The sequence below is a fragment of the Achromobacter sp. EG18 genome, assembly GCF_059759395.1.
The window spans coordinates 79,375-103,440 of record NZ_CM186213.1; the positions used below are offsets into that span (position 1 = coordinate 79,375).

Annotated in this window: 20 protein-coding genes and 1 tRNA gene; all 21 read left to right on the forward strand. The window is 65.1% G+C overall.

Annotated features, from left to right (window positions below; translation table 11 throughout):
* Positions 1-44: 44 nt before the first annotated feature.
* The 21 genes from ndk to AC6CR5_RS00450 all read left to right on the forward strand — a co-directional run bounded on the left by ndk (position 45) and on the right by AC6CR5_RS00450 (position 24,056).
* A complete protein-coding gene (gene ndk / locus AC6CR5_RS00350) occupies positions 45-470 on the forward strand; it encodes a nucleoside-diphosphate kinase (protein ID WP_006387851.1) in 426 nt (141 codons plus the stop codon).
* Between the two features lie 40 nt (positions 471-510).
* Positions 511-1,665, forward strand: a complete 1,155-nt coding sequence (gene rlmN / locus AC6CR5_RS00355; RefSeq protein WP_006387852.1) for a dual-specificity RNA methyltransferase RlmN — start codon at positions 511-513, stop codon at positions 1,663-1,665.
* On the forward strand, positions 1,662-2,162 hold the full coding sequence (locus AC6CR5_RS00360) for a helix-turn-helix domain-containing protein (protein ID WP_006387853.1): 501 nt from the start codon (positions 1,662-1,664) through the stop codon (positions 2,160-2,162). The genes rlmN and AC6CR5_RS00360 overlap by 4 nt, the downstream gene beginning before the upstream one ends.
* A gap of 15 nt (positions 2,163-2,177) precedes the next feature.
* On the forward strand, positions 2,178-3,464 hold the full coding sequence (gene ispG, locus AC6CR5_RS00365; RefSeq protein WP_026383460.1) for a flavodoxin-dependent (E)-4-hydroxy-3-methylbut-2-enyl-diphosphate synthase: 1,287 nt from the start codon (positions 2,178-2,180) through the stop codon (positions 3,462-3,464).
* A 56-nt stretch (positions 3,465-3,520) separates the two neighbouring features.
* Complete coding sequence (gene hisS / locus AC6CR5_RS00370) at positions 3,521-4,807, forward strand: histidine--tRNA ligase (RefSeq protein ID WP_026383459.1); 1,287 nt, start codon at positions 3,521-3,523, stop codon at positions 4,805-4,807.
* Position 4,808: 1 nt separating this feature from the next.
* Positions 4,809-5,447, forward strand: a complete 639-nt coding sequence (locus tag AC6CR5_RS00375; RefSeq protein WP_020926929.1) for a YfgM family protein — start codon at positions 4,809-4,811, stop codon at positions 5,445-5,447.
* 5 nt (positions 5,448-5,452) lie between these two features.
* Positions 5,453-6,613: an outer membrane protein assembly factor BamB gene (gene bamB / locus AC6CR5_RS00380; protein WP_020926930.1), complete on the forward strand. Its 1,161-nt coding sequence runs from the start codon at positions 5,453-5,455 to the stop codon at positions 6,611-6,613.
* Between the two features lie 25 nt (positions 6,614-6,638).
* Positions 6,639-7,994: a ribosome biogenesis GTPase Der gene (gene der, locus AC6CR5_RS00385; protein WP_498085147.1), complete on the forward strand. Its 1,356-nt coding sequence runs from the start codon at positions 6,639-6,641 to the stop codon at positions 7,992-7,994.
* A 3-nt stretch (positions 7,995-7,997) separates the two neighbouring features.
* Positions 7,998-9,065, forward strand: a complete 1,068-nt coding sequence (gene hisC, locus AC6CR5_RS00390) for a histidinol-phosphate transaminase (RefSeq protein ID WP_200221024.1) — start codon at positions 7,998-8,000, stop codon at positions 9,063-9,065.
* A gap of 161 nt (positions 9,066-9,226) precedes the next feature.
* Positions 9,227-9,463 (forward strand): RNA chaperone Hfq, encoded by a 237-nt coding sequence (gene hfq / locus AC6CR5_RS00395; RefSeq protein WP_006218585.1) that lies wholly within the window; start codon positions 9,227-9,229, stop codon positions 9,461-9,463.
* A gap of 84 nt (positions 9,464-9,547) precedes the next feature.
* On the forward strand, positions 9,548-10,654 hold the full coding sequence (gene hflX, locus AC6CR5_RS00400; RefSeq protein ID WP_006387860.1) for a GTPase HflX: 1,107 nt from the start codon (positions 9,548-9,550) through the stop codon (positions 10,652-10,654).
* Positions 10,620-11,924 carry an FtsH protease activity modulator HflK gene (gene hflK, locus AC6CR5_RS00405; protein WP_024068352.1) on the forward strand — a complete coding sequence of 435 codons (1,305 nt, stop codon included), beginning with the start codon at positions 10,620-10,622 and terminating at the stop codon, positions 11,922-11,924. Before hflX ends, hflK begins: the two co-directional genes overlap by 35 nt.
* Positions 11,925-11,942: 18 nt before the next feature.
* On the forward strand, positions 11,943-12,845 hold the full coding sequence (hflC, locus tag AC6CR5_RS00410) for a protease modulator HflC (RefSeq protein WP_024068353.1): 903 nt from the start codon (positions 11,943-11,945) through the stop codon (positions 12,843-12,845).
* Positions 12,846-13,102: 257 nt separating this feature from the next.
* Positions 13,103-14,260 (forward strand): ATP phosphoribosyltransferase regulatory subunit, encoded by a 1,158-nt coding sequence (locus tag AC6CR5_RS00415; protein WP_024068354.1) that lies wholly within the window; start codon positions 13,103-13,105, stop codon positions 14,258-14,260.
* A 76-nt stretch (positions 14,261-14,336) separates the two neighbouring features.
* Positions 14,337-15,632, forward strand: coding sequence for an adenylosuccinate synthase (locus AC6CR5_RS00420; protein ID WP_006387864.1), 1,296 nt, complete (start codon positions 14,337-14,339; stop codon positions 15,630-15,632).
* Positions 15,633-15,715: 83 nt separating this feature from the next.
* Positions 15,716-16,258: a phosphoribosyltransferase gene (locus tag AC6CR5_RS00425; protein ID WP_006387865.1), complete on the forward strand. Its 543-nt coding sequence runs from the start codon at positions 15,716-15,718 to the stop codon at positions 16,256-16,258.
* 484 nt (positions 16,259-16,742) lie between these two features.
* A complete protein-coding gene (gene rpsU, locus AC6CR5_RS00430; RefSeq protein WP_006218592.1) occupies positions 16,743-16,955 on the forward strand; it encodes a 30S ribosomal protein S21 in 213 nt (70 codons plus the stop codon).
* A gap of 19 nt (positions 16,956-16,974) precedes the next feature.
* The gene (dnaG, locus tag AC6CR5_RS00435; protein ID WP_053499128.1) at positions 16,975-19,038 is read left to right on the forward strand and encodes a DNA primase; all 2,064 of its coding nucleotides are present in this window, start codon (positions 16,975-16,977) and stop codon (positions 19,036-19,038) included.
* A gap of 756 nt (positions 19,039-19,794) precedes the next feature.
* The gene (gene rpoD / locus AC6CR5_RS00440) at positions 19,795-22,062 is read left to right on the forward strand and encodes an RNA polymerase sigma factor RpoD (RefSeq protein WP_020926935.1); all 2,268 of its coding nucleotides are present in this window, start codon (positions 19,795-19,797) and stop codon (positions 22,060-22,062) included.
* Between the two features lie 7 nt (positions 22,063-22,069).
* Positions 22,070-22,148: transfer RNA gene (locus tag AC6CR5_RS00445), tRNA-Ile, on the forward strand.
* A 765-nt stretch (positions 22,149-22,913) separates the two neighbouring features.
* Positions 22,914-24,056 (forward strand): glycosyltransferase family 4 protein, encoded by a 1,143-nt coding sequence (locus tag AC6CR5_RS00450; RefSeq protein ID WP_006387913.1) that lies wholly within the window; start codon positions 22,914-22,916, stop codon positions 24,054-24,056.
* Positions 24,057-24,066: the final 10 nt, after the last annotated feature.

Consider the following 24,066-nt stretch of genomic DNA (forward strand, 5'->3'; position numbering starts at 1 on the left):
AGGCAATCATAGAAACCAGTCAGCAATCCGTTTTTGGAGTTCCCATGTCCGTCCAACGCACCCTCTCGATCATCAAGCCCGACGCCGTCGCCAAGAACGTCATCGGCCAGATCGTCGCCCGCTTCGAGCAAGCCGGCCTGAAGGTCATCGCCGCCCGCCTGGCCCAGCTGTCGCGCGCCGACGCCGAGCGTTTCTACGCCGTGCACAAAGAGCGCCCCTTCTTCAAGGACCTGGTCGACTTCATGGTCTCGGGCCCCGTGTTCGTGCAAGTGCTGGAAGGCGAAGACGCCATCCAGAAGAACCGCGACCTGATGGGCGCCACCGACCCCAAGAAGGCCGCCCCGGGCACCATCCGCGCCGACTTCGCCGACAGCATCGACGCCAACGCCGTGCACGGCTCGGACGCGCCGGAAACGGCCGCTGTCGAAGTGGCTTTCTTCTTCCCCGAAATCAACATCCACAGCCGTTGATTTCCAGGAAATCGTTTTAGCGTCATAGCAATACCAGGTCATGGAATCCGTCGAACGAATCAATCTGCTGGGGCTGGACGGCTCCGCCCTGTCCGAACTCGTCGGGCAGTGGGGCGGCAAGCCGTTTCGCGCCCGCCAGCTGCAGCGCTGGATGCACCAGCGCGGCGCCGATTCGTTCGACGCCATGACCGACCTGGCCCGCGATTTCCGCGGCCAGCTGGCGTCGCGTTGCGTCATCGAGGCGCTGGCCGTCAATACCGAGCAACGCTCGTCCGACGGCACCCGCAAGTGGCTGTTCGACGTGGGCCAGGGCAACGCCATCGAAACCGTCTTCATTCCTGAAGACGACCGCGGCACCTTGTGCATCTCCAGCCAGGCTGGCTGCGTGGTGAACTGCCGTTTCTGCTCGACCGGCCACCAGGGGTTCAACCGCAACCTCAAGACCAGCGAGATCATCGGCCAGCTGTGGTGGGCCAAGCGCGTGCTGGAAGCCGACATCGGCACCGCGCGCCTGGAAAGCGCCCGCGCCACCGACGATACCCGCGTCATCAGCAACGTCGTCATGATGGGCATGGGCGAGCCCCTGCTCAACTACGACCAGGTGCTGCCGGCCCTGCGCCTGATGCTCGACGACAACGCCTATGGCCTGTCGCGCCGCCGCGTCACGGTGTCGACCTCCGGCGTCGTGCCGATGATGGACCGCCTGTCGCAGGACTGTCCGGTGGCGCTGGCCGTGTCGCTGCATGCGCCCAACGACGCGCTGCGCGACGAGCTGGTGCCGCTGAACAAGAAATACCCGCTGAAGGAGTTGCTGGCCGCGTGCGAACGCTACCTGGCTTTCGCGCCGCGCGACTTCATCACGTTTGAATACTGCATGCTGGATGGCATCAACGACACCGACCAGCACGCCAGGGAACTGATACACATTGCCCGCCAGATCCGCTGCAAGCTGAACCTGATCCCGTTCAATCCCTTCCCCGCCTCCGGCCTGAAGCGTTCGCCTTCGGCCCGCGTCAAGGTGTTCGCCCAGCGTCTGATGGACGCCGGCATCATCACGACGGTGCGCAAGACCCGGGGGGACGATATCGACGCCGCTTGTGGTCAACTGGCTGGAGAAGTGCGCGACCGTACCCGCATCACCGAGCGGAACGCCGCGCAGCGCCAGACCATACCAATTAGACAGGTGCATGCATGACGCAGGATATCGCTTCTGCAGTTTCAGAGACGCCCGCGAGCGCGGGCGGTTCGGGCAATGTGGGCTCGGCGCTGCGCACGCTGCGCCAATCCAAGGGCTGGTCGCTCGATGAAGTGTCCAGCCGCATCAAGTTTTCGGCCAAGCAGATCGAGGCGCTGGAAAACGAGCAGTGGGGCGAACTGCCCACCGGTGTGTCGCTGCGCGGCCTGATCCGCAACTATGCCCGCATGCTGGGCGCCGATTCCCAGGCGATCGTCGACTCGCTCGATCCCAAGGCCCGCGTCACCGGCCCGGTCAAGCTGAGTCCGGGCGCGCTGCATTCGGCGCATTCCATTCCCCAGTCCGGCGCCGACGACGATCGCGCGTCGTCGACCTCCTGGGGCTGGCTGATCGCCATCGTGCTGGTGCTTGCCGCCGGCGTCGCCTATGCCTTCTGGCAGGGCTGGCTGCCGCAGCAATGGCTGGCGTTCGACTGGCTTCCCAAGCTGTCCAAGTAAATACCGGTTTCGCCGATGCAAGATTCCTCTCTGCCTTGCCAGGATGCGCCGCCGCCCTCCGTGGGCGCGGCTCCCCGCCGCGCCACGCGTTCGGTGGCGGTGAAGTGGGGCGACCGCACGGTCATGATCGGCGGCGATGCGCCGGTGGTGGTGCAGTCCATGACCAACACCGACACCGCCGACGCCATCGCCACGGCGATCCAGGTCAAGGAACTGGCGCAGGCCGGCTCCGAGATGGTGCGCATCACCGTCAATACGCCCGAAGCCGCCAGGGAAGTGATGGCGATCCGCGAGCAGCTCGACCGCATGGGCGTGGATGTGCCGCTGGTGGGCGACTTCCACTACAACGGCCACAAGCTGCTGACGCAATTCCCGGACTGCGCCCAGGCGCTGTCCAAGTACCGCATCAACCCCGGCAACATGGGCGGCGGCAAGCGCCGTGACGACAACTTCGCCCAAATGATCGAGGTGGCCTGCCGCTACGACAAGCCGGTGCGCATCGGCGTGAACTGGGGCAGCCTGGATCACGAGCTGATGGCGCGCAAGATGGACGAAAACAGTCGCCGCGCCCAGCCCTGGGAAGCGCAGGCGGTGATGCGCGACGCGCTGGTGGTGTCCGCCATCAGCAACGCCCAGCGCGCCGAGGAACTCGGCCTGCGCCGCGACGCCATCATCCTGTCGTGCAAGGTCAGCCACGTGCAGGACCTGATCGCGGTCTATCGCGACCTGTCGGCGCGCTGCGACTATCCGCTGCACCTGGGCTTGACCGAGGCCGGCATGGGCAGCAAGGGCATCGTCGCCTCGACCGCCGCGCTGGCCGTGCTGCTGCAGCAGGGCATCGGCGACACCATCCGTATCTCGCTGACGCCGGAACCCGGCGGCGACCGCGGCCGCGAGGCCGTGGTGGCGCAGGAAATCCTGCAGACCATGGGCCTGCGCGCGTTCACGCCCATGGTGGTGGCCTGCCCCGGTTGCGGCCGTACCAGCAGCACGTTCTTCCAGGAACTGGCCGACAGCATCCAGTCCTACCTGCGCCGGCAGATGCCGGTGTGGCGCGCCCAGTACCCCGGCGTCGAAAGCATGAACGTCGCGGTCATGGGCTGTGTGGTCAACGGGCCTGGCGAAAGCCGCCACGCGGACATCGGTATCAGCCTGCCGGGCACCGGCGAGGTGCCGGCCGCGCCGGTGTTCGTCGACGGCGAGCGCACGGTCACCCTGAAGGGCGACCACATCGCCGAAGAATTCCAGGCCATCGTTGAAGACTACGTCGCGCGCCGCTACGGCGCGCTCGCCTCTCATTAAAAGAAAGGGTGTGGCCGCGAGGCGCGCTTGCCGGCGCGCGGGGCGGCATGATCAAGATGACTCAAGCTTTCCAGAAAGTCGCCGCCATCCGCGGCATGAACGACCTGCTGCCAGGGCCGAGCGCCCGCTGGGAGCAATTCGAGGAAATCGTGCGCGGCTGGCTGCGCGGCTACGGCTATCGCAACGTGCGTACGCCCGTGCTTGAGCATACGCGCCTGTTCACGCGCGGCATCGGCGAAGTGACCGACATCGTCGAAAAAGAGATGTACACGTTCACCGATGCGCTCAATGGCGAATCGCTGACCATGCGGCCCGAGATGACCGCCGGCATCGTGCGCGCCTCGATCGAGCACAACCTGCTGTACGACCGCCCGCAGCGCGTCTATTCGATCGGCCCCGTGTTCCGCCACGAGCGCCCGCAGCGCGGCCGCTACCGCCAGTTCCACCAGATCGACGTCGAGGCGCTGGGCTTCGCCGGTCCCGACGTGGACGCCGAACTGATCGTCATGCTGGCCCGCCTGTGGAAGCTGCTGGGCCTGACCGACGTGCGCCTGGAACTGAACTCGCTGGGCCAGCCGGCCGAGCGGGCCGCGCACCGCGCCGCGCTGATCGCGCACCTGGAAAAGCACGTCGACATCCTGGACGAGGACGGCAAGCGCCGCCTGTATACCAACCCGCTGCGCGTGCTGGACACCAAGAATCCCGCCATGCAGGAAATGGCCGACAGCGCCCCGCGCCTGTTCGACTTCCTGGGCGAGGAATCGCGCGCGCACTTCGACGGCGTGTGCCAGCGCCTGACCGACGCCGGCATCGAATACCGCCTCAATCCGCGTCTGGTACGCGGACTGGACTACTACAACCTGACCGTCTTCGAATGGGTCACCGACCGCCTGGGCTCCCAGGGCACGGTGTGCGGCGGCGGCCGCTATGACGGCCTGATCGAACTGCTGGGCGGCAAGCCCGCGCCGGCCGTGGGCTTCGCCATCGGCATGGAACGCCTGCTGGATCTGTGGGAGCAGAGCGTGCAGGTCGAAGCGCCGGCCGAGTGCGACGTCTATGTCGTGCACCAGGGCGAAGACGCGCAGCGCCTGGCCGCCCGCGTCGGTGAAGACCTGCGCGACGCCGGCCTGGCGGTAGTGGTGCATGCCGGCGCCGCCAGCTTCAAGTCCCAATTCAAGCGCGCGGACGCCAGCGGCGCCCGGGTTGCGGTTATCCTTGGCGCCGATGAAGTGGCTTCGCAGACCGCCAGCATCAAGTTCCTGCGCGCCGACGCCCAAGGCGATGGCGCGCAGCAGCAAGTCCCGTTGGCGGGCTTGGCCGACGTATTGAATCTCAAGGGTTAGCATGGCATACGATCTGGAAGAACAGGAAAAACTCGACGCGATCAAGGCGTGGTGGGCCCGTTACGGCACCCTGGTGATGCTGCTGGTGGCCGCTGTGGCGCTGGCCTGGGGCGGCTGGTGGGGCGCCAAGGCCTACCAATCGCACAAGGCCAACCAAGCCATGGGCTATTTCGAGGCGCTCGAAGACGCGGCCCGCCTGGGCGGCGCCGATTCGTCGGTGCGCATCAAGGCCGCCGCGGCGACCCTGCGCGAGCAATACGGCTCGACCGGCTACGCCACCCGCGGCGCGCTGGTGGCGGCCCAGGCGCTGCAGGCCCAGAAGGACGTCGACGGCGCGCGCCAGCAGCTTGAATGGCTGGCCGGCCAGTCCAAGAACCCCTCGATGCAGGCCGTCGCCCGGCTGCGCCTGGCGGGCCTGTTGCTCGACCAGAAGCAGTACGACGCCGCGCTGGGACAGCTGAACAATGCGCCGGCCGCCTTTGCCGCCTTGTTCGCCGACCGCCGCGGCGATATCCTCGCGGCGCAAGGCAAGCGCGATGAAGCGCGTGCCGCGTGGCAAAGCGCCATCGATGGCCTGGGCACGGCGAATCCGCTGACCCAGGTCGTGCAACTGAAACTGGATGCCCTGAGCGGAGCGTGACTGTAATGCGTAAATTTGCTTTTGGTCGTACGACGTGGCGTGGCGCGGTATGCCTGACGGGCCTGTTGGCGCTGGGCGGCTGCGGCCTGTTTTCCCATGACGATGGCCGTTACGACCCCGCTCCCCTGACTGAATACAAGGCCGGCATGTCGGTGCGCCAGGTCTGGTCGACCTCGATCGGCAGTGGCTCCGGCCTGGGCTTCGCGCCCACCGTGCTGAACAATGCGATCTACGCCGCCACCCCCGACGGCTCGGTCGGCAAGTTCGACCTGCAAAGCGGCCGTCCCATCTGGAAGTCGCAGGCGGGCGTGAAGCTGACGGCGGGCGCCGGCAGCGACGGCACCACCACCGCCGTGGCTTCGCCCGATGGCGACGTGGTCGCATTCGACGACAGCGGCAAGGTCAAGTGGAAGGTGCGCGCCACCAGCGACGTCAATATCTCGCCGGTGGTGGGGTATGGCATCGTCGTGGTCCGCAGCGGCGACTACCGCATCCAGGCCTTCGATGCCAACAACGGCGAACGCCTCTGGAGCGTGCAGCGCCCCGGCCCGGCGCTGGCCCTGCGCAGCGCCGCGCAGATGGTGCTGGCCGAAGGCCTCGTCATCACCGGCCTGCCGGGCGGCAAGCTGATGGCCATCGCCTCCGACAGCGGCAACGTGCAATGGGAAGGCACCGTCGCCACCCCGCGCGGCGCCAGCGACCTGGAACGCCTGACCGACGTGGTCGGCTCGCCCCAGATTGCCGGCAACCTGCTTTGCGCGGTGGCCTATCAAGGGCGTATCGTGTGCTTTGACGTCACGGCCGGCGGCCGTCCGATCTGGGCCAAGGACTTTTCCAGCGTCAGCGGCATGGTCCTGGATCAGCGCTTTGCCTATTCGGCCGACCAGAACAGCGTGGTCAACGCTTTCGCGCTCGACAACGGCGGCAACGTCTGGAAGCAGGCCGCGCTGAAGAACCGCCAGCTCACCGCTCCGGCCCTGCTGGGCGGCGCGCTCGCGGTCGGCGACCTGGACGGTTACGTGCATTTCCTGTCGCGCAGCGATGGCAGCCTGATGGCGCGCCTGTCCGTGGGCGGTGGCGCCGTGGTCTCGCCGCCGCAGACGACTTCCCAAGGTGTGCTGGTCCAGACGGGCAATGGCAATCTCGTCCTGATCGGCACCAACTAAACCCTCAAGAACAAAGCCTTACACCGTGTCTTTCAAGCCTGTCGTTGCCCTGGTCGGCCGCCCCAATGTGGGGAAATCGACCCTATTCAATCGCCTGACGCGATCGCACGCCGCGCTGGTGGCCGATTTTTCCGGTCTGACCCGCGATCGCCACTACGGCGAGGGCAGGGTGGGCGAGATCCCCTTCATCGTCATCGACACGGGCGGTTTCGAGCCGGTCGCCAAGGACGGCATCCTGCTGGAGATGGCGCGCCAGACCCGGCAGGCCATCGCCGAGGCCGACGTCGTGGTGTTCCTGGTGGACGCCCGCGCCGGCCTGAACGCGCATGACCACGAGATCGCCACATTGCTGCGCAAGTCGGGACAGCAACGCGTGCTGCTGGCGGTGAACAAGGCCGAGGGCATGGGGGCGGGCGCCGCCATCGCCGAATTCCACGAGTTGGGCCTGGGGCAACCCTATCCCATCTCGGCGGCGCACGGCGACGGCATCGTCGACCTGATCGAACTGGCCCTGCAGGACCTGGCCGAGCCGCCGGCCGAGGAAGAAGAACCCGCCGAAGAGGGCGAGCACGATCACCGCATCAAGCTGGCCATCGTGGGTCGCCCCAATGTCGGCAAATCCACGCTGATCAACACGCTGATGGGCGAGGAGCGCGTGATCGCGTTCGACATGCCCGGCACCACGCGCGACGCCATCGAGATCGACTTCGAGCGCGACGGCCGCCGCTACACGCTGATCGACACCGCCGGCCTGCGCAAGCGCGGCAAGGTGTTCGAGGCGGTTGAAAAGTTCTCGGTCATCAAGACGCTGCAGGCCATCGAGGCCAGCAACGTGGTGCTGCTGATGCTGGACGCGCAGACCGAGATCTCCGAGCAGGACGCCCACATCGCCGGCTTCGTGTTGGAAACCGGCCGCGCCGTGGTCGTGGCCGTCAACAAGTGGGATGGCCTGGACGGCGAGGAAAAGGAACGCATCGAGCGCGAGTTCATGCGCAAGCTGCGCTTCCTGTCGTTCGCTCGCGTGCACACCATTTCGGCCCTGCGCGGCCAGGGCATCAAGCCGCTGCTCAAGTCGGTCAATGCCGCCCACGCCGCCGCCTTCGCCAAACTGTCCACGCCCAAGCTGACGCGCGAGCTGCAGGCCGCCGTCGAGCAGCAGCCGCCGCCCCGCAAAGGCATCTTCCGTCCCAAGATGCGCTATGCGCACCAGGGCGGCCAGAATCCCCCGCTGGTGGTCATCCACGGCAACGCGCTGGATGCGGTGCCGGATTCATACCGCCGCTACCTGGAAACCCGTTTCCGCAACGCGTTCGACCTGGCCGGCACGCCGCTGCGGATCGAATTCAAGTCTTCGCACAACCCCTACGCGCAGGAAAGCTGATCCATGAGCCGTTTCTGGAGTCCCGTGGTCGGGACGCTCAGTCCGTATGTGCCGGGCGAGCAGCCCAAGCTTCAGAACCTGGTCAAGCTGAACACCAACGAGCACCCCTATGGGCCATCGCCCAAGGTGCTCGAGGCGATCCGCGCGGCGTGCGACGACACGCTCAAGCTCTATCCCGATCCGTCGTCCGATCACCTGCGCCAGGCCGTGGCGAAGGCGATGGGCGTGGCGCCTGCGCGCGTGTTCGTGGGCAACGGCTCCGACGAAGTGCTGGCGCACGCCTTTCTGGCGCTGCTCAAGCATGAACGCCCGCTGCGCTTTCCGGACATCACCTACAGCTTCTATCCGGTCTATTGCGGCCTGTACGGCATCGCCTACGAGACCCTGCCGCTGACCGACGATTTCCGCATCGACGTCGAAGACTACCTGCCGGGCCGCCGCGGTCAGGCCGGCGCCATCATCTTCCCCAATCCCAATGCGCCCACCGGCCGCGCGCTGAGCGTGGCCGAGATCGAGCGCGTGGTGGCCGGCAATCCGGACACCGTGGTGGTGGTGGACGAGGCCTATGTCGATTTCGGCGCCGAATCGGTGATTCCGCTGACCGAACGCTACGACAATCTGCTGGTCATCCAGACGCTGTCCAAGTCGCGCTCGCTGGCGGGCCTGCGGGTCGGTTTCGCGGTGGGCAGCCCGGAACTCATCGATGGCCTGGAGCGGGTCAAGAACAGCTTCAACTCCTATCCCGTGGATCGGCTGGCCTCGGCCGGCGCGGTCGCGGCGCTCGAGGATGTCGAGTATTTCGAGCAGACCCGCCAGGCGGTGATCCAGACCCGCGGGCGGATGACGGCGGGCCTGCAGGCGCTGGGCTTCGAGGTGCTGCCGTCCAGCGCCAACTTCGTGTTCGCCCGGCATGCGTCGCGCGACGCCGCCGAGTTGGCGGCCGGCCTGCGCGAACGCAGCATCATCGTGCGGCATTTCCGCTTGCCGCGAATAGACCAGTTTCTGCGTATTACAGTGGGAACCGACGCCCAGTGCGAGTTGCTGCTGAAGGCGCTCGCCGAGGTCGTTTGACCCCCGGCTGAAGGGCCTTTCCGGCGGAAAACTCTGGTGTCATCTTTTGCATCCGACACAAGTAGCACGGGCCGGGAAAACCCTGTAGAGTACATGTTTCGGCGTGCCCCACCTGTAAAAAGCGCGTCATCACCCAATAACAAACAAATGGAGCCTGGCCAATGAGCAATAAAGGGCAAACTCTGCAAGATCCGTTCCTGAACACGCTGCGCAAGGATCATGTGCCGGTGTCGATCTACCTGGTGAACGGTATCAAGCTTCAAGGGCAAATCGAATCTTTCGACCAATACGTGGTGCTGCTGCGTAACACGGTCACGCAAATGGTCTACAAGCACGCCATTTCCACCGTCGTTCCCGCCCGCGCCGTGAATTTCCAGGTGGAAGTCCCTGCTGAGTAATCTCGCTCCCGCAGTACCTTTTATTGCCCGCCGGACGGTCGACGTCGGCGGGCATTTTCGCTTTGGCTCCAAAATGGTGCATGTATGCGCGCACTGATCATCAGCGTGGATCTGGGTGATCCCGACTTCACGGCCCACGCCGAGGAATTCGCCATGCTGGCCAAGGGCGCCGGCGCGGAAATCGTCGGCACGCTCACGGCCCGCCGCGACCGTCCCGACGCCAAGTTCTTCATCGGTTCCGGCAAGGCCGACGAAGGCGTGGGCATGGCCCAGGCGCTGCTGGCCGACATCGTGCTGTTCGACCAGCCCTTGTCGCCCGCCCAGCAGCGCAACCTGGAACGGGTATTCAACCTGCGCGTGGTGGACCGCGTGGCGTTGATCCTGGATATCTTCGCGCTGCGCGCCAAGAGCCACGAAGGCAAGCTGCAGGTCGAGCTGGCCCAGTTGCAGCACCTGGCCACGCGCCTGACCCGCATGTGGAGCCACCTGGAACGGCAACGCGGCGGCATCGGCATGCGCGGCCCTGGTGAATCCCAGCTTGAAATGGACCGCCGCATGATCGGCGCCAAGGTCAAGACGCTGCGCGAGCGCCTTGACCGCGTCGAGCGCCAGCGCGTCACGCAGCGGCGCGCGCGGGCCCGCGGCGGCGCCTTGTCGGTGTCGCTGGTGGGGTACACCAACGCCGGCAAGTCGACATTGTTCAATGCCTTGACCCGGGCCGATACCTACGCCGCCGACCAGTTGTTCGCCACGCTGGACACGACCACCCGTCGCATCTGGATCGAAGGGGCGGGCAACGTGGTGGTATCGGACACCGTGGGCTTCATCCGCGACCTGCCGCATGACCTGATCGCGGCGTTCCGCGCCACCCTCGAAGAGACCGTGCACGCGGATCTGCTGCTGCACGTGGTCGACGCCGCCAGTCCGCAGCGCGATGAACAGATCTTCGAGGTCAACAAGGTCCTGGCCGAAATCGGCGCTGCCGCGATTCCCACCATTCTGGTATACAACAAGATCGACCGCGCTGGCCTGGAACCCCGGGCGGAGCGTGATGCCCATGGTACGATTGCGCGAGTATTTGTAAGCGCCACCGAGCGCGCCGGTTTGGACGCGTTGCGCGGGGCAATTGCGGAGACCGGACAGATTGTGGGAAACAATGCCTCGAATTATCAAACTCTTCAATCTGAATGACCCCGGCTGGGGTCGTGGAAACAATAATGGCTCCGAGCCGCCGCCCAAGCGGCCCCAAGGCAACGGAGACGGTCCGCCCGACCTCGACGAGGTCTGGCGCGATTTCAATAATCGCATCGGATCGTTGTTCGGCCGCAAGGGCGGGGGCGGTAACAATCGCCCTGGCGGCAATCGCGGCGGCATGACGCCGCCGTCACCGCGGGGTGCGCGCATCGGGCTGGGGGTGATCGCCCTGGTCGCGGTCGGCATCTGGGCGGCCAGCGGTTTCTACATCGTGCAGGAAGGCCAGGTCGCCGTCGTCACGCAGTTCGGCAAATACAAGAGCACTTCGCAAGCCGGCTTCCAGTGGCGACTGCCTTACCCCATCCAGAGCCATGAAATGGTCAACGTGTCGCAACTGCGCACGTTCGAGGTCGGTTTCCGTGGCGGCGCCCGCAACAAGGTGCTGCCCGAGGCGCTGATGCTCACGACGGACGAGAACATCGTCGACATGCAGTTCGTCGTGCAGTACCGCCTGCGTGCCGATGGCGCGCCCGACTACCTCTTCATGACGCGCGACCCGGACGATTCCGTGCGCCAGGCGTCTGAAACCGCCATGCGCGAAGTGGTCGGCAAGCAGTCCATGGACTTCGTGCTGTACGAAGGCCGGACCACGGTCGCCAGCCAGGTCCAGGCGCTGATGCAGCAGATCCTCGACCGCTACCAGACCGGCGTGCAGGTCAGCACGGTCGCCATCCAGAACGTGCAGCCGCCCGAACAGGTGCAGGCCGCGTTCGACGACGCCGTCAAGGCCGGCCAGGACCGCGAACGCCAGATCAACGAAGGCCAGGCCTATGCCAACCAGGTCGTGCCGCTGGCCAGCGGCCAGGCTTCGCGCATGATGGAGCAGGCCGAAGGCTACCGCGCCAAGGTGACGGGCGATGCGCAGGGTAATACCGCGCGCTTCACCAGCATCCTGGCCGAATACGAGAAGGCGCCGCAGGTCATGCGCCAGCGCATGTACCTCGAAAGCATGCAGGAGATCTTCACCCGCGCCAGCAAGGTCATGGTCGACACCAAGAGCAACAACAACATGTTGTACCTGCCCCTGGACAAGATCATGCATCTGGCCGCGCAGGACGCCAGCAAGTCCGCGGCCGGCAGCGCCGGTTCGTCGACCCTGATCAATCCGCCCGCCCAGCCGCCGCTCCGCGGCAACGTGGCGCCGGTTCCGCAACCCTCCGGCAGCAGCAATAGCAACGCGCTGCCCCGCGACCGCCAGTCGCGCTAACCCGGAGGATTTCTGATCATGCAACGTCTTATGCCCATCCTGGTCGGCCTGCTCATCGTGCTGGCCGCCCTTTCTTCCTGCGTGTTCGTGGTGCGCGAGCGCGACTACGCCCTGGTGTTCTCGCTGGGTGAAGTGCGCAAGGTCATCAGCGAGCCCGGCCTGTACTTCAAGGCGCCGCCGCCGTTCCAGAACGTGGTGACGCTGGACAAGCGCATCCTGACCATCGAAACCAACGAAGCCGAGCGCATCCAGACTTCCGAAAAGAAGAACCTGCTGATCGACTCGTACGTCAAGTGGCGCATCGCGGATCCCCGCCTGTACTACGTGACCTTCGGCGGCAACGAACGCGCCGCGCAGGAACGCCTGCAAGCGCAGATCCGCGACGCGCTCAACGCATCGGTCAACGTGCGCACGGTGCGCGACGTGGTCTCGACCGAACGCGACAAGATCATGGCCGAGATCCTCACCAACGTGGCCAAGCGCGCCGAGCCGTTGGGCGTGCAGATCGTCGATGTGCGCCTGCGCCGCATCGAATTCGCGCCCGAGATTTCGGAATCGGTGTACCGCCGCATGGAAGCCGAACGTACCCGCGTCGCCAACGAGCTGCGCTCGATCGGCGCCGCCGAGGGCGAGAAGATCCGCGCCGAAGCCGACCGCCAGCGCGAAGTGATCGTGGCCCAGGCCTACGCCAAGGCCCAGACGATCATGGGCGAGGGCGATGCCGCGGCCGCCGCGATCTACTCGCAGGCCTACGGCAAGAACCCGCAGTTCTATACGTACTACAAGAGCCTGGAAGCCTACCGCGCCTCTTTCTCGAAGCCGGGCGACGTGCTGGTGGTCGACCCCAGCTCCAGCTTCTTCCAGTTCATGAAGGATCCCACCGGACAGGCGCTGGCCCCGGTGACGGTGCCCGCCAAATAAGGCGAGCGGCGCTCGCGCCAGCCCCAAGCCCCTTGGTTTTCCAAGGGGCTTTTTTCCGCCGGCGCGATGGGCGGGAGGGCAATCGGGGACGGTTACACGGTGGGGGATGGTCCGGCTGGCGCTGCTGGCTGAACCATGTACAATACCGCGTAAGCTAGAAAACATTCCGCAGCGGCTGAGCGGGCTTACGCCCCCTCAGCCGCTTTTTCGTTTGGGCGACGCCCACGCATCTCTAGGCGTTATTCAGGTAAACATTCATGGGTAACTGGTTGCTGCCCGAGAGCCTTGCCGACGTACTTCCGGCAGAGGCCCGGCGCATCGAGGAATTGCGCCGCGAACTTCTCGATCTGTACCGTACTTACGGCTTCGAGCTGGTCGCGCCGCCCCTGGTCGAGTACATCGATTCATTGCTGTCCGGCACCGGCAGCGATCTGGATCTGCGTACCTGCAAGCTGGTCGACCAGCTGTCGGGCCGCACGCTGGGCGTACGCGCCGACATGACTCCCCAGGTCACGCGCATCGACGCGCACTTGTTGAACCGCGCCGGCGTGACCCGCCTGTGCTACTGCGGCAACGTGCTGCACGCCCGCCCGGCGGACCTGCTGTCCAGCCGCGAGCTGCTGCAGATCGGCGCCGAGATCTACGGCCATGCGGGCTTCGAGGCCGACCTCGAAATCGTCCAGCTGGTGCTGGAAACCGTGGCCATTGCCGGTGTGCGCAATCCGCGCCTGGTGTTGTGCCATCCGGGCGTGCTGCGCGCCATCGTCGAATCCGATCCGGCCGCCGCCGCGGTGTCGCAGGACGTCATCCGGCTGATGCGCGAAAAAGACGTGCCGGGCCTGACCGAACTGGCCGCGCGCACCGCCGGCATGCGGGCCGAAACGCTCAAGGCGCTGCAACTGCTGCCCAAGCTCTATGGCGGACCCGAAGTGCTGAAGCGGGCCCGTCACGATTTGCCGCTGCTGCCCGGCGTCGTCGCGGCGCTGGATGCGCTGCAGGTGCTGGTGGATGGCATGGCCAATGTCGATGTGGGCGTCGACCTGGCCGACGTGGATGGCTACGGCTACCACTCCGGCATCAAGTTCGCGCTGTACGCCGAAGGCTGGCGCGATGCGCTGGTGCGCGGCGGCCGCTATGACGATGTCAGCCTGGCGTTCGGACGCGCGCGTCCGGCCACCGGCTTCAGTCTGGATTTACGCAAGCTGGCGGCGGGTTTGCCGCCGGCGGAACGGGCGCGTGCGGTTCGCGCGCCCTGGGGGCAAGCCCCCGCCCTGACCGAGGCGGTCCGCCGCCTGCGCCGGTCAGGGGAAATCGTCGTTCAGGTATTGCCCGGTCACGAGCAGGATCAGGACGAATTCGTTTGCGATCGCGAGCTGGCGCTGCAGGATGGCGCCTGGACGGTCAGAACGCTGTGACTAACTCCCTCTCGGCAACGAGAGGGCCGCGGGGAGATTTCCGGATTTCCCGAGAAACTCGATATTGATTCGTAACATGAGCAAGAACGTAGTCGTAATCGGCACCCAGTGGGGTGACGAGGGCAAGGGCAAGATCGTCGATTGGCTGGCGGAATCCGTCCAGGGCGTGGTCCGCTTCCAGGGCGGTCACAATGCCGGCCACACGCTGTGGATCAATGGCAAGAAGACGATTCTTCGCCTGATCCCGTCGGGTATCATGCATCCCGGCGTCACCTGCTTCATCGGCAACGGCGTGGTGTTGTCGCCGGAAGCCTTGCTCAAGGAAATCGAAGAGCTCGAGGCCGCCGGCCTGGACGTGCGTTCGCGTCTGCGCATCTCCGAGATCTGCCCGCTGATCCTGCCGTACCACGTGGCCGTCGACAAGGCCCGTGAGGCGCGCAAGGGCGATGGCAAGATCGGCACCACCGGTCGCGGCATCGGCCCGGCCTACGAAGACAAGGTCGCCCGCCGCGCCCTGCGCGTGCAGGACCTGTTCAACCCCGCGCTGTTCGACGAAAAGCTCGCCGAAGTGCTGGATTACCACAACTTCGTGCTGACCCAGTACCTGGGCGCCGAAGCCGTTTCGGCCAACGAAGTGCGTGATCAGGCCATGGCGCTGGCGCCGGCGATCGCCCCGATGGTCGCGGACGTCTCCAGCACGCTGTTCACCATGCAACAGGAAGGCAAGCGCCTGCTGTTCGAAGGCGCGCAGGGCGCGCTGCTGGACGTCGACCATGGCACCTACCCGTACGTCACCAGCAGCAACTGCGTCGCTGGCGCCGCCTCGGCGGGCGCCGGCGTCGGTCCGCAGTCGCTGGACTACGTCCTGGGCATCACCAAGGCCTACACCACGCGCGTCGGCTCGGGCCCGTTCCCCACGGAACTGGTCGACGAGATCGGCACCCGCCTGGCCACCATCGGCAAGGAATTCGGTTCGGTCACCGGCCGTCCGCGCCGCTGCGGCTGGTTCGACGGCGCCGCGCTCAAGCGCTCGGTCCGCCTGAACGGCATCACCGGCCTGTGCATCACCAAGCTGGACGTGCTCGACGGCCTGGAAACCATCCAGCTGGGCGTGGGCTACCGTGTCAACGGCGAATTCCGCGACGTGCTGCCGTACGGCGCGCATGCCGTGGCGCAAGCCCAGCCGGTGCTGGAAGAGCTGCCCGGCTGGAGCGAATCCACCGTCGGCATCACAGAGTACGACAAGCTGCCCGAGGCCGCCCGTCGCTACCTGGAGCGCGTGGCCGAAGTCTGCGGCGTGCCGATAGACCTGGTGTCGACCGGTCCCGACCGCAACGAAACCATTGTGCTGCGTCATCCCCTGAAGGGCTGACATCGGGTTATCATTCGCAAGGCCGCCGCCGGTCTCCTACCGGCGGCGGCCTTTTCGTATTTTCACGCAGGAGATCCTTGCCTATGAGCGCGCCAACCAGTGACGATAGCCATCTGTGGGTGACGTGGGACGACTACAACCGCTTGATCGAGCGCCTGGCCTTGCAGGTGCACCAGTCCGGTTGGGAGTTCGACAAGATTCTGTGCCTGGCGCGTGGTGGCATGCGCGTGGGCGACGTCATGTCCCGCATTTTTGATGTGCCGTTGGGCATTCTGGCGACCAGCAGCTACCGCGAAGCTGCGGGCACCAAGCAGGGCGATATGGATATCGCGCAGTTCATCACCATCACGCGCGGCACGCTGTCCGGGCGGGTGTTGCTGGTGGACGACATGGTGGATACCGGCAAGACGTTCATGAAGGTGTACGACCACCTCAAGAGCCAGTTCGCCGACATCACCGAATTGCGCAGCGCCGTGCTGTGGTGGAAGGGGCATTCCCAGGCGCAGCCCGACTATTACGTCGACAAGCTGCCGACCAACCCCTGGATCCACCAGCCGTTCGAGGATTACGACAGCCTGCGTCCGCACCAGCTGGAAGCCTGGATCCGCAAGGGTTCCAAGGGCTGAAGTCATACGGGGACGGATGGTCTGGCAATCCTGGCCGTCGATGCGCGGCATGATGGTGCGAGGGCAGGGCGCCAGACTGTTCCCCCGGTAGTCAAAATAGCCATGACCATGCTAGAATCGCTGGTTATCGCTAAACCGAACTTGGCTTGTTACTCTTTAGGTAGTCTTTGGGTAACGCAACCGGCCCTGGAGACTCTTGCCAGTCAGCAGCCAGCCGGCCCTAGAGCCAGCCGATTTTAGGACTTTAGCGCTGCAAGGCTCTTGGCGCTGGCGCCTGGAAGCAAGGAGTTCAGCGGGCAGGGAATCCTGTGTGCGGGGCTCTTGAACTCTTGGTCCGGACAGCATGCGCGATTACTATTGTCGCGTGCGTAGTCTGCGGCCTGAGCTTACAGGCGGTTCGCCGTCCGGAACCACGTGGCGTTGCTGGTAAGCAAGCCAGGTTTGTCATCAACTTTTGTTACCCTACAAGCAGGCCAATCACTTTATGCCTATCGTTCGACTGAAGGAAAACGAACCGTTTGAAGCCGCTCTGCGCCGCTTCAAGCGCACCATCGAAAAGACCGGTTTGCTCACCGAACTGCGTTCGCGCGAGTTCTATGAGAAGCCCACGGCCGAGCGCAAGCGCAAGCACGCCGCCGCTGTGAAGCGCCACTACAAGCGCATCCGTAGCCAGCAACTGCCCCCGCGCCTGTATTGATTTCTGATTCCAGAATCTATTGATTCCAGAATCATTCATCCAGGAATTACTCGCCCGGGTCGACGTCGTCGATGTAGTCGGGCGATACGTGCAGTTGCGAAAGGGTGGGGCCAACCTGCTTGGCCTGTGCCCCTTTCATAACGAAAAAAGTCCGTCGTTCACTGTCAGCCCCACCAAGCAGTTCTATCACTGCTTCGGTTGCGGAGCCCACGGCAGCGCCATCACCTTCCTGATGGAACACACGGGCGCCAGTTTCCCCGAAGCCGTGCGCACGCTCGCGGCTTCGGCGGGAATGACGGTCCCCGAAGAAAATCGCAGTCCGCGCCAGCAGCAGGAAACCGCGCGCCGCAAGGCCGAGGAGTCCCGCCATACGCAAGTGCTGGACGCCGCCCAGGCCCATTACCTGAAGCAGTTGCGCGCATCGCCCGCGGCGATCCGTTATCTGAAGCAACGTGGCCTGACCGGCGAGATCGCGGCGCATTTCGGCTTGGGCTGGTCCGGCACGGACCGGCACGGGCTGTCGCAGGTTTTTCCCAATTACGAAGATCCCACGCTGGTGGAATCAGGACTTGTCATCGAATCCGAGGATGGCCGCCGCTACGACCGCTTCCGCGAACGGATCATGTTCCCGATCCGCAATGCGCGCGGCAGCCTGATCGGCTTTGGCGGCCGCATCATCGGCAAGGGCGAGCCCAAGTACCTGAATTCGCCGGAGACCCCGCTGTTTTCCAAGGGCCAGGAGCTGTACGGCCTGTGGGAAGCCCGCCAGGCGATCCGGCAGGAAGGGCAGGTCATCGTGGTCGAAGGCTACATGGACGTGGTCGGATTGGCGCAGCAAGGTATCGCCAACGCCGTCGCCACGCTGGGTACCGCGACCACGCCGGATCACGTCAAGAAGCTGCTGCGCACCAGCGACAAGGTGATTTTCAGTTTCGACGGCGACGGCGCGGGCCGCCGCGCCGCGTGGCGCGCCTTGCAGGCATGCCTGCCGGTGTTGCGCGACGACATCGCCATCCGCTTCCTGTTCCTGCCGAGCGAGCATGACCCGGATTCGTATGTGCGCGAACTGGGCGCCGAAGCCTTCCGCGCCTGCCTGGGCGAGGCGGTGGCGCTGTCGCGTTTCCTGCTGGACGAACTCGCATCGCGTCACAACATGGACGAGGCCGAAGGCCGCGCCAGCTGCCTGCATGAGGCCAAGCCCCTGCTGGCGTCGATTCCGGAATGCGCCTTGCGCGTGCAGATCGAGCGCGAGATGGCCAAGCTGGTGCAACTGACGCCCGAGGAAATGGCCCAGGTGCTGGCGCAGCAACCCGCCAAGCCGTTCGGCGCGCCGGCCAAGCCGGCGCCTGTCGAAGGGGGCGGGGGCGCCGCTGCGGCATTGCACGATGGCGCGCCCGCGGATGCCGGTTACGACTTCGGCGGCCATGACTTCCACGACATCCCGGCCGATGATGGCGAATACGTCGACTACGGCCAGTTTTCCTCGCCAGGCGGGGAGCAGGGCGGCGGCTGGAATGCCGGCGCGGGCAAGCAGGACTGGAAAGGCAAGGGCGATTGGAAGGGCAAAGGCGACTGGAAGGGCAAGGGTGACTGGAAGGGCGGCAAGGGCAACTGGAAGGGCAAGCGCGATGACGTTGGCGGTTTCGAAGGGCGCCGCACCATGCCGTCATTGGCCAAGCGTCTGTTGAGCCTGTTGCTGGCCCATCCCGAACTGGTGGACTCGATGGGGGACCAGCAGCTTGAAGTCATCGACCACGGCCCCCATCTAGGATTGGTAAGGGACCTGATCATGCTGGCCCAATCCAGCGGGGCGCGCCATGTCGGGGCCCTGTTGGAAGCCGCCGAGCCCGACTCCGATCTGGCGACGGTGCTCAAGGGGTTGCGGGTCGATATCCTGTCCCAGGAGGACCTGCCCGACCCGCAGACCGAGTGGGACGACGCGCTGCGGCGGATCGAATTCGATTCGGCCAAGGCGGAAATGGCCAAGCTGGCGGCATCTGGCCTGGCGACGGAAGAGGCGCGCAAGCGCTACCTGGAACTGTCGAGCCGCATGTTGGTGCTCAAGGGTGCCGGCATACGCTAAATGCGGTAAAATCAAGGGTTTTCCGCCGCGAAAGGTTGAAAAAGCGGTTGTGGCAAGAGCAGATGCGCAAGCGGCTGCAAGCAATTGGCGACGGTAGCGGTAGCTGTGACGCAGGCAACTGGGTCGGGCAACTGAGTCAGGCAACTGATACGGTCAGCTGAGAGGCGACTACAGCGTGGCCGCAGGAAGCGAAGTGACGGCAGGAAAAATGCGGCGCGCGGAATCTATTTGCGCCGCCTGAATCTAATAGTTTTAAGGTTTGACGAGCGGATCGGCCGAAGTTTTGGCGGATGGGCGGGGGCGGTACCGGATTGCCGGGAATCCCAGCCCATACGTGAAAAAAAGCGGATGAGTGCGTCAAATTTGTTACATAGTTAATTACTATAGCTGAGTGGTGAATCACGCAGTCCGGCGACGGTTATCTTCGCGTCGCGTCTGAGGTTTGGGTGCTGTGTCTATCCAGCTGCCAAGGGCAAGGCCCGCCAGGCAAGCAACGCCTATTTATAGGCAGACAGCCCCCCTCGATGCCCGAAGTCCGTCGCGGGATGAAGCCATGCACGCCAGGCGCCCAGCCGGTCACGGACCGCAATGACGCCAGGCGGGCTCGCAAGAGCCGGTGCTGCGAACAACGCAGCCGCAGGGTTTCCGCCGATTCACCAGTTTTACCCGCATGGATGCCGCGATGGGCCTTTGCCCGGCGGCGGTTTCATGCGGTGCAACATGCCCGAACGGGTTGCGACGACCACGGAAGCGACTATGACCAAATCCACCGGCAAATCCTCCTCTGCAATTGATGCGACCGACACGCTGGCCACCAAGGCCAAGCGCGTCGTCAGCATGGCGGCGGAAAAAGCGCCCGCCAAGACGGCGGTGAAGGTCGCCAAGCCTGCCGCGAAGACGGCCGCCAAGAAGGCGGCCGCCAAGACGGCGGCGGCGGACAAGCCCGAGAAGGTGACCAAGGCCCGCGCCAAGAAGGCCGAGGACAAGCTCGCCGACCTGGTCGGCAGCGCGCGCCCGGCCCCCAGCGGCCGCCGCCCGGGCCGCCCGGCCAAGAATGCCAACAACGATTCCGACGGTTTCGACGACACCATGGACGGCGAAGGCGAAGTCCTGCCGGACCTGAAGCCGCCCAAGCGTGGCGGCAAGCGCGGCAAGGCCGATCCCAAGGACCTGATCGCCCGCGGCCCCGTCTCGGCCGAGGAATATGAAGCGCGCCGCAACCGCCTCAAGCAGCTCATCAAGCTGGGCAAGGACCGCGGCTACCTGACGTACGGCGAAATCAACGACCATCTGCCTGACGACCTGGTCGACGCCGAAGCCATCGACGGCATCATCAGCACGTTCAGCGACATGGGTATCGCGGTCTACGACCAGGCCCCCGACGCCGAAACGTTGCTGATGAGCGAAAACGCGCCGGTCGCGTCCAACGACGACGACGTCGAAGACGAAGCCGAAGCCGCGCTGACCACCGTGGATTCGGATTTCGGCCGCACCACCGACCCCGTGCGTATGTACATGCGCGAGATGGGCTCGGTGGAACTGCTGACGCGCGAAGGCGAAATCGAGATCGCCAAGCGCATCGAAGACGGCCTGAAGCACATGGTCATGGCCATCTCGGCCTGCCCGACCACCATCAACGAGATCCTCGCCCACGTCCTGCGCGTGCGTGAAGGCCAGGCGCAGATCGACGAAGTGGTCGACGGCCTGGTGGATCCGGAAGACGGCGAGGAATACGCGGGTGCTGGTGTCTCGGCCGACGAAGACGAGAGCGACGACGGCCCCGCCGGCGGCATGTCCAGCAAGCAGCTGGAAGACCTGCGCGTGAAGGCGCTGGCCAAGTTCGACGAGGTTGGCAAGCAGTTCGACAAGATGCGCCTGTCGTACGAGAAGGACGGCTACAAGTCGGACATCTACGTGCGCGCGCAGGAGGCGATCCAGAACGAACTGATGGGCATCCGCTTCACCGCCAAGATGGTCGAGAAGCTGGCCGACACGCTGCGCAACCAGGTGGAAGAAGTGCGCCAGCTCGAACGCGCCGTCCTGCACACGTGTGTGGACCGTGCCGGCATGCCGCGCACGCATTTCATCAAGGTGTTCCCGGGCAACGAAACCAACCTGCAGTGGGTCGTCGACGAAGTGGCTGCCGGCCATCCGTACGCCGAAACGCTGGAGCGCCAGATCCCCGCCGTGCAGGAACTGCAGCAGAAGCTGATCGACCTGCAGACCCGCGTGGTGCTGCCGCTCAAGGACCTGAAGGACGTCAACAAGCGCATGGCCACCGGCGAAGCCAAGGCCCGCAAGGCCAAGCGCGAAATGACCGAGGCCAACCTGCGCCTGGTGATCTCGATCGCCAAGAAGTACACGAACCGCGGCCTGCAGTTCCTGGACCTGATCCAGGAAGGCAACATCGGCCTGATGAAGGCCGTGGACAAGTTCGAGTACCGTCGCGGCTACAAGTTCTCGACCTACGCGACGTGGTGGATCCGTCAGGCCATCACGCGTTCCATCGCCGACCAGGCGCGCACCATCCGTATTCCGGTCCACATGATCGAAACGATCAACAAGATGAACCGGATCAGCCGCCAGATCCTGCAGGAAACCGGCGCCGAGCCGGATCCCGCGACCCTGGCGCAGAAGATGGACATGCCCGAGGACAAGATCCGCAAAATCCTGAAGATCGCCAAGGAGCCGATCTCCATGGAAACGCCGATCGGGGACGACGACGATTCGCACCTGGGCGATTTCATCGAGGACACCTCCACCCTGGCGCCTTCGGACGCGGCGCTGCATGGTTCCATGCGCGACGTGGTCAAGGAAGTGCTAGACTCTCTGACCCCGCGGGAAGCCAAGGTGCTGCGCATGCGTTTCGGTATCGAAATGAGCACCGACCAGACCCTGGAAGAAGTGGGCAAGCAGTTCGACGTCACGCGTGAGCGCATCCGCCAAATAGAGGCCAAAGCGCTGCGCAAGCTGCGTCACCCGAGCCGGGCCGACAAGCTGAAGAGCTTCCTGGAAGGGCAGTAAGTTTCCTGGGCCTCTAGCTCATGCCTGGTTAGAGCAGCGGACTCATAATCCGTTGGTGCCGAGTTCGACTCTCGGGGGGCCTACCAAAGAACGATGCGGGTCTCGGAGCAATCCGAGGCCCGCTTTGTTTTTCGTGATGCAGCGGCAGTCCACCGCGCCATGTCGACAGGCGCCCGCATGGCATCGGTTTATCGTCGGGTGGCGGTTTTTCTGGTCGAAGGCTCGCAAAAGACCTGCGCGCAAAAGGCCTGCATTTTCTGATCCCTGATTCCCGGTCGGCACAGACCGGGCCGGCATGGGCGGTACGTAGGACAGCGCTGATGACGATGCCTCGCGCAATGCGAGGGCGGAGCGCGCCCGTCGTCATTCCCCTATGGCTTTCCCCTCAATTTTCCCGCCATCGGCGCTGTTGCGGCCGACGGGCCTGCGCGGCGCAAGAGGCCGTTCGGCTTCTGGTTCCAACCCTTGTTGTCTGGGTATTGCACCTTTCGTGCCAGTGCATGCCGACGGCGCCACCTTGGGCAGGAGGGGAGGTGTGGAATCAGAATGTTACGAAATCAGCAAAGAAATTAACAATAGTTAAAGGCATCGCCTAATTCGTCCCCTTTTGCCTGTCTATATTCCTGACCGATAGCTAAATTTCACAAAATTGGCGTTTCAGTTGGTTTCGATGACCCGATAGCCTGCCGCGCAAGGATGCGCGACGGCCATCTTACCAAGCGCCGACCTGCGGATTCGAGATCCCGCTCATGCCGCCCCTGCCTGGGCGCCAACCGAGTCGGGCTGGTCCGGGGGCGGAGTTGCCACCGGGCGTCGCCAGTTGCGTCACGCTTTCCGGTCTTTTTATTTTCATGCAAATTCTGCACACGCTTTCTGGCTCGAACCTGGGTGGCTTGGAGTTCCGCGTCCTGGATCAGGCCCGCTGGCTGCGGGAGCAGGGCCACGCCGTGGCGATTGCCGCGCCGCCAGGAAGCGAAACCCTGAAGCTTGCGCGCAGTTGGGGATTGGCGACCATCGGCATGAACTTCCGTTCGCCGTATTCGTGGTCGGGCATGCTCAAGCTGCGCCGGCTCGTCAAGGATCTGCGCATCCAGGTCATCGATGCGCACGGCACGTCGGACGCCAAGGCGACCGCGCTATGCCGCGACCTGTGCTCGCTGGTACGGACCTGGCACTTCGCCCGCCCTCTGGGCACCTGCTGGCGGCGACGACTGGAATGGCGCCTGGGCTGCCACCGTGTCATCACCACCAGCCAGGGGGGCGCCCAGGATATTGTCACGGCGGGCTTTGCCGCGCAGGACCGTATCAGTGTCGTTGGGGAGTGGGCCGACCATGGCTTTTTCGTGGGCGCGGACAAGCTGGAGCGGCGCCAGGCGGCCCGGCGCGAGTTGGGGCTGGATCCGGCCGCGTTCGTCGTCGCGACCATCGGCATGCTGCGTCCGGACAAACGCCAGGAGGACCTGCTGCGCGTGGTGCATCTGCTGCGCCAGCGCGGGTTGCCGGCGCACGCCCTGGTGGTGGGCATGCCGACACGCGGCACCATGGCGTATGGCCAGAAACTGCAAGAGCTGGTGGCGGAACTGGGAATCGGCGGGTGCGTGACATTCGCCGGACATCGCGAGGATATCGCCAGTGTCATCCATGCCGCCGACGCGGTGCTGGTGCCATCCGTCAACGAGGCCTGGTCCCGCGTCGTGCCGGAAGCCTATGCGGCGCGTTGTCCGGTGGTCGCCAGCGCGGTCGGGGGATTGCCGGAGATCGTTCACCCTGGCAGCACGGGTTGGCTGGCGCCGGTGGGTGACATCGCCGGTTTTGCCGAACGACTGGCGTGGATCTGGTCGCATCCGGAGCAGGCCGCCCGCATCGCAGAGCAGGCGCGGGCGTTCGCCGACCGTCACCTGGTACTGTCCCAGAAGATGGCCGAGACGTTGAGCGCTTACGAGGCCGCGATGGACGAGGCGAGGATGGTCAGGAGCGGGGCGGTGGCAGCCTGACGCGAGAACG